The sequence below is a fragment of the Psychrobacter sp. A3 genome, from assembly GCF_028823565.1.
GTDB lineage: Bacteria > Pseudomonadota > Gammaproteobacteria > Pseudomonadales > Moraxellaceae > Psychrobacter > Psychrobacter celer.
In genome coordinates, this window is record NZ_JAPEHS010000091.1 from 1 (window position 1) to 9,927 (window position 9,927).

The window sequence follows — 9,927 nt, forward strand, 5'->3', positions numbered from 1 at the left end:
CAACACGCCCTAATATCTCAATATTATCTGCGCTATCTTCCTTGTTTGACGGCGATTTATCTCATTTTTGTCGCCATTTTTAAAATGAGGACACGCCCTAGATAGATAAAAGTTATTTTTTGTTTGCTACCCCTGGCTGCTGAACACCACACAGCAGCAATTTAATAAAAAACGCCAGCAACTTAGCTGACGTTTTTGGTGGATTATACGTGAAGTTAGGCGATGGATGATAGGTTTGCGTCCAATTCGCCTTTGATAAGTGGTCGATAAATATGTGATAAGTTACGCGCGCGTCTCGCCGTGACCATAGACGATCCATTTTTGTGAGGTCAGACCTTCGAGCCCTACAGGGCCGCGCGCGTGGATTTTGTCGGTTGAGATACCAATCTCAGCACCCAAGCCATACTCAAAACCATCGGCAAAACGGCTAGAAGCATTGATCATCACACTGGCCGAATCAACCTCACGGATAAAGCGCTGCGACTTGGTATAGTTGTCGGTGATGATAACGTCGGTATGATGGCTGCCATAGGTGTTGATATGTTCAATGGCCTCGTCGATACCAGATACCACCTTAACCGCCAAGATAGGGGCCAGATACTCAGTATCCCAGTCCTCGCTAGTGGCTGCTGATAGATGGCCTTGCAAGGTCGCATTGTCATTTAAGATGGCTTGTGCCTTATTATCAAGGCGCAATTGCATGGCGTCATCCGCTTTTATGATGGCTTCGGCAATCTTTGGCAACAGATCACTTGCGACATGCTCATCGACCAATAGTGTCTCCATGGTATTACAGGTGCCATAACGGTGGGTCTTGGCATTGACACTGACTTTAATCGCCGTTTCGGCATCGGCATCGCTATCGATAAAGGTATGGCAGTTACCATCTAAGTGCTTGATAACCGGTACTTTGGCATCGCGGCTGATGCGCTCGATCAAGCCTTTGCCGCCGCGAGGTACGATGACATCGACGTAGTCTGTCATGGTGATCAGCTCACCGACCGCCGCGCGATCCGTCGTTTGTAAGACCTGCACGCTGTGCTCGGATAGGCCGACCTTTTTTAGTCCTTGTAGGATACATTTGGCCAGTGCTTGATTGGACTCAAAAGCTTCAGAGCCACCGCGCAAGATGATGGCGTTACCTGATTTTAGCGCCAAAGAGGCGGCTTCTAAGGTGACGTTGGGGCGCGACTCATAAATCATACCGACCACACCGAGGGGGACGCGCATTTTGCCTAAATGAATACCAGAGGGGCGGTAGGTCATGTCAGTGACCTCACCGATAGGGTCAGGCAAGGCCGCCACGTCTTTTAGGCCTTGTAACATACCATCGAAGCGCGCGTCGTTTAGCTCAAGGCGATCTAGTAGCGCGGTGTCCAAGTCGTTTTTTTGACCCTTGTCCATATCGATTTTGTTGGCGGCCAAGATGTCTGATTTAGCGTTTTTTAGTGCGTCATGAATCGCCATCAGCGCCGCGTTTTTATCGCCAGTATTGGCTGCCGCGAGGGCGCGTGAGGCGGCGCGCGCTTGCTTGCCGACCGTTTGCATATAAGCGGTAACGTCTGTGGTAGTGGTTTGAGTCATAAATATGTCCTTATGGTTATCAGTGTCTGACAGGGCAATCAATGCCATAAATAATAAAAGCGCCTAGCAAGGCAAAAGTTTAACAAATATAGAAGGTTAAATGCTCAGATGGCATTGTGCTATTTAACATAGAGGAGATTGCGTCGATAGTAAAGACGATTTTGTGAACAGCGCCCGCTTGACCGCATCTATTTGTCGACTTGCAGCGGTGTGTCAGCGGCGGTTACATGACAGTTACCTGTTTTTAACACAATTGTGCTGTAACTACTAAGGTAGTCAAACGACATCGTTAGTATAGTGAAGGGTCAAGTAGGGGGCAGCCGAACGCCCATGCTCCTGTTAAATGAATCAATATACTCTGTATTAATGAGGAAGAATGACATGGCTATGCTCTATAAAATGGACAAAAACTGGCTAACTATTGGATTGGTGGCGGCCGCCTTGACACTCAGCGCTTGTGGCAAAAAAGACGATGCGCCGATGGAGACCGAGCCTGCTGTCGACGCACAAACCACAGTAGAGACCGAGGCGACGGGTGTTGCGACTGCAGAGTCTTCTGATGATGTGGCAGTGGCAAGTGCTGATACCAGTGTCGATGACGCAATGGCGGTAGGTGACAATGATGATGTCGCGGTGGCAACTGCTGACGATGCCGAAGTGCTGGATGGTACAGAGAGCTCAGAGCACATCTCAACTTATTAATCGGTCTGACTAGACAAGATAGTTAGATAAGATGATAGATGGTGCCTGATGCTTTTTACAGATAAATAGGTATCAAAACAAGTAGGCGTCAAAGGCGATAATATAACAGCACGCCAAGCTTGCTAAAGTGATAAAATAGCGCCCAGTGCTGTCGATGCAGACTGGGCTTTTTTTATGTGGGTAAAGGGCGGCCAACGTGGCACACGGGCCAAACGCCTAGGTACCTGACATAGATAACATTTGCCTTTTTGCTGCGGAATAAGAGACAATGGCACATTTTTATTCGTGTTTTCACTCATATTTATTGGAAGTCTGCTAAACCATGCTTGATACTGCAAAAAATCCGACTCGGCCTATCGCCTTAGATTTACAAGATATCCATAAAAGCTACGGCTCATTAGCAGTGCTAAAAGGGGTGTCGCTCACCGCCTATGATGGTGATGTTATCTCGATTTTGGGTTCGTCCGGCTCAGGCAAATCTACGTTGCTGCGCTGTATTAACCTATTAGAGAAGCCCAATCAAGGTCGTATATTCATCGGTGATGAAGAGCTGATGCTAAAGCCTGCCAAATCAGGCGAGCTACAAGCGGCAGATATCAAGCAGTTAGAAAGCTTGCGCGCGCGCGTGGGTTTTGTCTTTCAAAATTTTAACTTGTGGCCGCACAAGACCATTTTGCAAAACATCATCGAAGGCCCGACGCAGGTCCTAAAAATCAAAAAAGACCAAGCCATCAGTGATGCCGAAAAACTGCTCGACAAAGTAGGGCTGCTTGACAAAAAAGACGCCTATCCGGCCAATCTCTCTGGTGGTCAGCGTCAGCGTGTCGCCATCGCCCGCGCGCTTGCCATGCAGCCGCAAGTACTGCTATTTGATGAGCCGACCTCGGCGCTCGATCCTGAGTTGGTCAATGAGGTGCTGGCGGTGATGCGCGAGCTGGCAGAAGAAGGGCGTACCATGCTCATTGTCACTCACGAAATGCGCTTTGCTCGTGAAGTCTCAAGTAAGGTGGTGTTTTTACACCAAGGCGTCATTGAGGAAATCGGAACGCCTGAGCAAGTATTTGACAATCCTACCTCTGAGCGCGTTAAGGACTTTATGTCCTCTCACCGCCAAAACTAGCCACATGGCTGCTATGCACTGTATTACAAAACTAAAATAGCATTAAAAAATTAGGACAGCGCGGCCGTTGCTGTCCTAAAGCGAGTTAACTAATTAACTAAGCCTGAAAATCAGCTCTATAATAAAATCTAACGCTTGGCCATGATTTTTAGTCATGGCTATGTGGTCATTAACATTTATGGTTTATTACCCAACAATAACAGTCCGTATGTAAAACGTTTGTTTTTGATATTTTACTCAGGTATTATCAGAAGGTTTATAGGCGGCCGTGCATGACGGTTGTCTGTCTATTCTGCTATCTATATTGCTTGTCTGGCAGGGACGTCAGAGAACAAAATATCAGAACCCTATATCAAAAACTCATCAGAATTTAAGGAATGTATGATGTCGAATTCTCGCCTATTGTGGTCGTCGATGACCGTTACTGCAGCGTTGATGCTGAGCGCTTGTAGCCAACCAGCCAATGAAGCTGCTGATACCAATGCCGATGCACCGGCAGCAGAAACCGCTGGCAAGACCATTCGTATCGCTACCGAGGGCGCTTACCCTCCTTTTAACTATACCAATGCCGATGGCAGCTTGGGCGGGTTTGATATCGATGTGGCCAATGCGCTATGCGAGCAAATGCAGGCGGATTGTGAAATCGTCGCTCAAGAATGGGACGGTATTATCCCAGGTCTATTGGCGCAAAAATACGATGCGGTAATCGCAGGTATGTCTATCACCGCTGAGCGTCAAGAAAAAGTAGACTTTAGCGAGCCATACTTTGCCAATACCATGGTTTGGCTGACCAAAACCGATGGTAGCTTTGATCCGACCTCGATCAAAAACCTCACGCTTGGTGGTCAGCGCTCGACCACGCCTGGCGCTTATCTACAAGATAACTACGAAGGCAAAGACGGCAACACCGTGCAGTTGTACGACAACTACGACAACGCTTATTTGGACCTAAAATCAGGCCGTAGCGATGCGGTATTGGCCGAAAAAGTCTCAGCCAAATCTTGGCTGGCAGACAATACCGAAGGCTTTGGTATTGTAGGCGATGAAATTGACAATAACGATAATATTGCCATTGCCGTGCGCAAAGGCGACTCACTCAAAGAAGACTTTAACAAAGCCCTGAGCGAAATCCGTAGCAACGGTGAATTGGCGCGTCTTGAGCAGATAAATTTTAGTCAATAAGCTGTCGGGCGTGTCAGCAAACGAATACTGACCCGCCTTATAAACAAACAGTAATCCATAAGTCATGAGTGACAAACGGCTGGTAAATATATTAAGGAATAACCCTATGACAATTTCAATGACTCGCTCTATGAGCAAAAAAGCCCTTTGGCTTGCGCCACTAAGCGCGGCCATGCTAATGCTGGCAGGCTGTAACAATAGCTCGGCACCAGCAGACAGCGCCGAGGCAGATGCAGCAGACGCCCCGTTAAACATCAAAATCGCTACCGAATCGAGCTACAAGCCTTTTAGTTATACCGATGCTGATGGCAAACTGATCGGCTATGAGATTGAGCTGGTCGATGCCTTATGTGCGCAAATGAAAGCAGAATGTGAAGTCATCTCACAAGACTGGGATGGCTTGATTCCAGGTCTCAATGCACAAAAATTTGATGCCGCCATCGCGGGTATGTCCATCACCCCTGAGCGTAAAGAAGTGGTGGATTTTAGTGACCCTTACTTCCACAGCGGTATCATCTTGATCGGTAAAAAAGGCGATGACCTCACTATCGATTCGCTCAAAGGCCAGCCGATTGCGTCTCAGCGCTCAACCGTTGCCTCACAGTATCTACAAGATGAGCACAGCGATGCGGATATCAAACTCTATGACACACAAGACAACGCGTATCTAGACCTTACCTCAGGTCGCGTGCGCGGTATGATGTCTGATAAAGTGACAGGTATTGACTGGCTAAAAACAGAAGCTGGACAAAACTACGAAGTCAAAGGCAATGAGATCAGCAGCAACGATGATGCGATGGGTATTGCTTTTCGTAAAGGCGATCCGCTAGTAGCGAAGTTCAACAAAGCCTTGTCTGAGCTAAAAGCCAACGGCACCTACGATCAAATCACGGGCAGCTATTTTGGCACCAGCTCAACCGCCGCTGCACAAAAAGCCGTCGCCACAGAAGGTGTGGAAGAAGTGCTGGTCGTTGATGATGGCAATGTCGATGCCAATGCGGTCATCGCTGACCAAGAGCAAGCAGAAGCCGCAACGAACTAATCTTACCGCTCATCGCTATTTGGGCGCATAGGGTCATCCCTGTGACTACTGGCGTAGGGTAGCGATGGGTATTGTTTTTATCACAACTCTCAAGGATGATCATGAATAATCGTTTTGACCACCGCCGCGCCGTCGCCACTGTACCTGCCAAAAGCCCTATTAGCGTGCGACGTTGTTTAGCACCGTTTGTCGCGATAAGTGCGCTTGTTACGTTGGTCGGTTGTGGTACTGGTCAAAACGAAACCGCCTCTGATGACTCTCAAGACACAGCCGCCGCTGCTGCGACAGGTGAAGTGCTGCGTATCGGTACCGAAGGTGCTTATGCGCAGCCGCCGCTGCTGCGACAGGTGAAGTGCTGCGTATCGGTACCGAAGGTGCTTATGCGCCGTTCAACTATACCAATGCTGATGGCAGTCTTGGCGGGTTTGATGTCGATATTGCCAATGCCATCTGCGCTGACATGCAGATGACGTGTGAGATCATGGCGCAAGACTGGGATGGCATCATTCCAGGACTCAAGGCGGGTAAGTACGATGCCATCGTCGCGGCGATGTCGGTCACGCCTGAGCGCGCCAAGCAGGTGGCATTTACCGAGCCATACTTTAGTAATGCGCTGGTGTTTTTGGCCAAAAAGGACAGCAGCTTTGATCCTACCAATAGCAGCGACATCAATGCGCACTCTATCGCCGCTCAGCGCTCGACTATCTCATCGCAGTGGCTGGAGAACGCCTATCCAAAGGCCGATATCAAGCTGTATGATACCTTGAGTAATGCCTTTTTGGATTTGGGCTCAGATCGCGTCGATGCCATGATCTCTGATAAACTGCCAGCACTAGAGTGGCTAGGCTCGCCATCAGGCAGCAATTATGCGCTCAAAGGCGAGGAGATCGATATCAATGATAACTTTGCGATTGCCGTGCGTCCTAACGATGAAGCATTGCAAGCCAAAATCAATCAGTCGCTGGCCAATCTCAAGGCCAATGGCACTTATGATAAAATCAATGAAAAATACTTTGCCATGCCTACCAGTGCAGCGGCAACGCCAGCAGTAGATGACGCAGCGCAGTAAGCTTGTCGCCACATGCTTGGTAAAACCACAGGTCTGCTGAGATATTCTATGGCGTGGTTGTCTTTACAAGGTCATTAGCTATTAATTAGTCAGCACAAGGACATTGCCATTGGATTGCCAGTGGCGATGTCTTTTTTGTTTTGGGCAGATCGGTGCTTTATGGCTGCAAAGAAAGGTCGACTTTTATCAAATCTATCTGATTTGTTTGCTATTTATCCTGATAAGTGTCTATTTAGGCAACGCTTTTACGTCTTAGTGTTAACATAGCGGCGAGCGAATATGATAAAATCAGCGCTCATTTCTACTGTGTCAATTACCGTCGCCATAGTCGTATGAATATCACGTCACTCTATGACGCAAAAAACCGCCCGTCTATGCAGTTTTTTATACGACTATCAGCCGCGCTCAGCTATTGATGCTGATTCTTTTAACTCATATTTTGCAACTTGCTAATATAAAGAGACTGAGTGGATAATTGTGTTTGATTTACAAGGATTTGGCGCGCTTTTATTAAGCGGCGCTACCGTCACCATAAAGCTTGCGTTGACTAGCCTAGTCATCGGCATGGCTTTGGGCTTGCTCGGCGCGACAGCAAAGATGTCCAATATCTGGGTACTGCGTAAGCTGGCGACTGTCTATACTGCCACGATGCGCGGCATACCTGAGCTGTTGTTGGTGCTGTTTATTTATTATGGCGGCTCCATACTGCTGATGAGCATCCTCAAAAAATTCGGCTATAACGATTATATCGAGATTAGCGCGTTTTGGGGCGGGGTCATGGCGCTCTCGATTGCTTTTGGTGCTTATGCGACCGAAATTTTTCGCATGTCGATTCAAGAGATTCCAGTCGGGCAACGCGAGGCCGCGCAAGCGATTGGTATGCGTCCGCTGCAGATTTTTTATCGTATCACCTTGCCGCAAGTGTGGCAGATTGCCTTGCCAGGTTTGGGCAATTTGTTTTTGGTACTGCTCAAAGACACAGCGCTGGTCTCGGTTGTGGGCCTTAAGGACATCATGTATCAGTCCTCGCGGGCTGCGCAGTCGACACAGCAGCCATTTACGTTTTATATGGCGGCGGCCATTATTTATTTGGGTCTGACCATGTTGATTACCGGTTTTATGATGTGGCTTGAGTGGCGTGCCAATCCAGCGGCGCGCTACGCCAAAAAAATCAGCCGTCAGTCAACACAACGTCAATCGACCATAGGGTAGAGGAGAGAGACTATGGATTGGAATTGGCAGGTCATCTTTGACCATATCCCTGATTTGATGGGTGGTGCGGTGCTGACCGTACAGCTGGTGGTGATATCAGGTATCATCGGATTGTTTTTTGGTCTGATTTTAGCGCTGCTACGTCTATCGAAAAATTGGGCAGTACAGATATTACCGTTTTTATATATTTTCTTTTTCCGCGGTACGCCGCTGCTGGTACAGATATTTTTGATTTATTATGGTCTGGGTCAGTTTGAGGCGGTGCGCGACTCGTTTTTATGGGAGCCGGTGCTTAGTCAAGCTTACTGGTGTGCGATTATCGCCTTTACCATGAACACCAGTGCGTATTTGGCAGAGATCATTCGCGGTGCGATTCAGGCCATTCCCGTAGGCGAGCTAGAAGCTGCGGATGCGCTGGGTATGTCGAAGTGGCAAAAGCTGACCCGCGTGACACTGCCGCGCGCCTTTGGTATCGTCATCCCTGCTTATAGTAATGAAGTCATCTTTATGCTAAAGGGTAGTGCGCTGGCCTCGACCATCGCTTTGATGGACATTACAGGGGTGGCGCGGACGATCAGTGCGCGAACCTATACCTTGATGGAGCTATTTTTTGCAGCAGGTGTCATTTATCTGCTATTGACGTGGGTGATCTTGTTTAGTTTTAGAATGTTTGAAAAACGTATGAATCGCCATGCCAGCTATGTACCACCCGATGTGGTGACCAATACCATCCCTTAAGGATATCAATCAGCATCGCCACTTTTGATGTTTGTGAATAACTTGCTATGAGAGCCGAGTATGAGTCAATCGCCCCATATGTCGCTGGTCAATGCCATCGCCGCCAATGCCAATAATGATGAGAGCATGACCGATGCCAATCAAAGCTTGCGTGCGCCGATTGGTAAAGTGGTTTGTGTCGGTCGTAATTACGCCGCGCATGCTCGCGAGCTAGGCAATGAGGTACCTACCTCGCCGATGCTGTTTATGAAGCCCGCCTCTTCGGTGGTGTCTATCCGCCAAGGCGTGGTCCGTCCAGATCCGGCAGTATTTGGCGACACGCACTATGAGACTGAGCTGTGTATCCAGCTGGCAACGGACTTATCTGCTGCGACGATGGAGGAAGCAACGCAAGCCATCGGTGCGGTGACGGTGGGGCTGGATCTGACTTTGCGCGATTTGCAGTCTGAGCTAAAAGCAAAAGGCCATCCATGGGAGCGCGCCAAATGCTTCGATGGCGCTTGTGTGCTGGCTGACTGGCTCGATCCCCAAGCGTTTGGCGACTTTCACAATGTTGCCTATCAGCTGTATATCAATAAAAGCCTTAAGCAAGACGGCGATACTGCTTTGATGCTGTTTCCGGTGTATGAGCTGCTGGTCAATATCAGTCATGCCTTTAGCTTACAGGCAGGCGATGTGATTATGACGGGTACGCCAAGTGGTGTTGGGGTGTTACATGCTGGTGATACGCTGACCCTAAAGCTTGGTGCGCATGAGTGGCAGGCAGAAGTACACTAGGATATTGCCTAGCTAGTGCGTACTTTATCTAATAAGATTGTCTAAAAAATCCCAAGTGACCGCTTGGGATTTTTTTATTGGCGCTGTTTTTTATGAAAATGACTTTTGTGGGAGTGGTTTTTATGACACTGGCTTTTATAAGAGTGCTTTAGGAAGCTATTTGATGAGCATGGTTGACGCTTATCACTGTAAAAACTTGGCAGCCTTTGGTGGGTCGCTGAGTGATAGATTTAGCAGTTATTGTCAACGTACTGTCATAAATGCTCGGTAGACTTGAGCGTAACTTATATCGTTGTGGTGGATTTGATAAAGCCGCAACCCACCCTTTACGCCACTCTAGCCAAATAGCAAGGTGACTGAACATGACGTTATTGAACAAACCGCTCGCTCATGAAGCCGTAGAAGACTCAAACACGAGTAATAATATCGAATTTCAAACCATCATCAATCGCCGTATGCATCGTCGCCATATCTTAAAAGGCGGTACAGGGCTGACGGCGG

8 protein-coding genes and 1 pseudogene are annotated in these 9,927 nt (G+C 48.3%); 8 read left to right on the forward strand and 1 reads right to left on the reverse strand.

The genetic code is table 11. The features are described 5' to 3' along the window. Positions 1-282 precede the first annotated feature (282 nt). Positions 283-1,584, reverse strand: a complete 1,302-nt coding sequence (locus NK638_RS10590) for a glutamate-5-semialdehyde dehydrogenase (protein WP_274632998.1) — start codon at positions 1,582-1,584, stop codon at positions 283-285. 381 nt (positions 1,585-1,965) lie between these two features. Between NK638_RS10590 and NK638_RS10595 the strand changes: the two genes are divergently transcribed. The 8 genes and pseudogenes from NK638_RS10595 (at position 1,966) to NK638_RS10635 (ending at position 9,426) form a co-directional block, all read left to right on the forward strand. Then, on the forward strand, positions 1,966-2,286 hold the full coding sequence (locus tag NK638_RS10595; RefSeq protein ID WP_192995886.1) for a hypothetical protein: 321 nt from the start codon (positions 1,966-1,968) through the stop codon (positions 2,284-2,286). A gap of 322 nt (positions 2,287-2,608) precedes the next feature. Then, positions 2,609-3,406: an ABC transporter ATP-binding protein gene (locus NK638_RS10600; protein WP_105244772.1), complete on the forward strand. Its 798-nt coding sequence runs from the start codon at positions 2,609-2,611 to the stop codon at positions 3,404-3,406. A 381-nt stretch (positions 3,407-3,787) separates the two neighbouring features. Beyond that, positions 3,788-4,588, forward strand: coding sequence for a transporter substrate-binding domain-containing protein (locus NK638_RS10605; protein WP_274632999.1), 801 nt, complete (start codon positions 3,788-3,790; stop codon positions 4,586-4,588). Between the two features lie 106 nt (positions 4,589-4,694). After that, on the forward strand, positions 4,695-5,630 hold the full coding sequence (locus NK638_RS10610) for a transporter substrate-binding domain-containing protein (RefSeq protein WP_274633000.1): 936 nt from the start codon (positions 4,695-4,697) through the stop codon (positions 5,628-5,630). Positions 5,631-5,970: 340 nt separating this feature from the next. Further along, positions 5,971-6,699 (forward strand): annotated as a pseudogene (locus NK638_RS10620) (ABC transporter substrate-binding protein); the annotation flags it as partial. 477 nt (positions 6,700-7,176) lie between these two features. Next, positions 7,177-7,911, forward strand: a complete 735-nt coding sequence (locus tag NK638_RS10625) for an ABC transporter permease (RefSeq protein ID WP_274633003.1) — start codon at positions 7,177-7,179, stop codon at positions 7,909-7,911. A gap of 12 nt (positions 7,912-7,923) precedes the next feature. After that, the gene (locus NK638_RS10630) at positions 7,924-8,649 is read left to right on the forward strand and encodes an ABC transporter permease (RefSeq protein ID WP_105244776.1); all 726 of its coding nucleotides are present in this window, start codon (positions 7,924-7,926) and stop codon (positions 8,647-8,649) included. 60 nt (positions 8,650-8,709) lie between these two features. Next, positions 8,710-9,426: a fumarylacetoacetate hydrolase family protein gene (locus NK638_RS10635; protein ID WP_446739833.1), complete on the forward strand. Its 717-nt coding sequence runs from the start codon at positions 8,710-8,712 to the stop codon at positions 9,424-9,426. Positions 9,427-9,927 lie beyond the last annotated feature (501 nt).

What these genes read in the sequence shown, in the direction of transcription:
- NK638_RS10590 (WP_274632998.1), bottom strand. Translation starts at nt 1,584, where the DNA reads ATGACTCAAACCACTACCACAGACGTTACCGCTTATATGCAAACGGTC.
- NK638_RS10595 (WP_192995886.1), top strand. Translation starts at nt 1,966, where the DNA reads ATGGCTATGCTCTATAAAATGGACAAAAACTGGCTAACTATTGGATTG.
- NK638_RS10600 (WP_105244772.1), top strand. Translation starts at nt 2,609, where the DNA reads ATGCTTGATACTGCAAAAAATCCGACTCGGCCTATCGCCTTAGATTTA.
- NK638_RS10605 (WP_274632999.1), top strand. Translation starts at nt 3,788, where the DNA reads ATGATGTCGAATTCTCGCCTATTGTGGTCGTCGATGACCGTTACTGCA.
- NK638_RS10610 (WP_274633000.1), top strand. Translation starts at nt 4,695, where the DNA reads ATGACAATTTCAATGACTCGCTCTATGAGCAAAAAAGCCCTTTGGCTT.
- NK638_RS10630 (WP_105244776.1), top strand. Translation starts at nt 7,924, where the DNA reads ATGGATTGGAATTGGCAGGTCATCTTTGACCATATCCCTGATTTGATG.
- NK638_RS10635 (WP_446739833.1), top strand. Translation starts at nt 8,710, where the DNA reads ATGAGTCAATCGCCCCATATGTCGCTGGTCAATGCCATCGCCGCCAAT.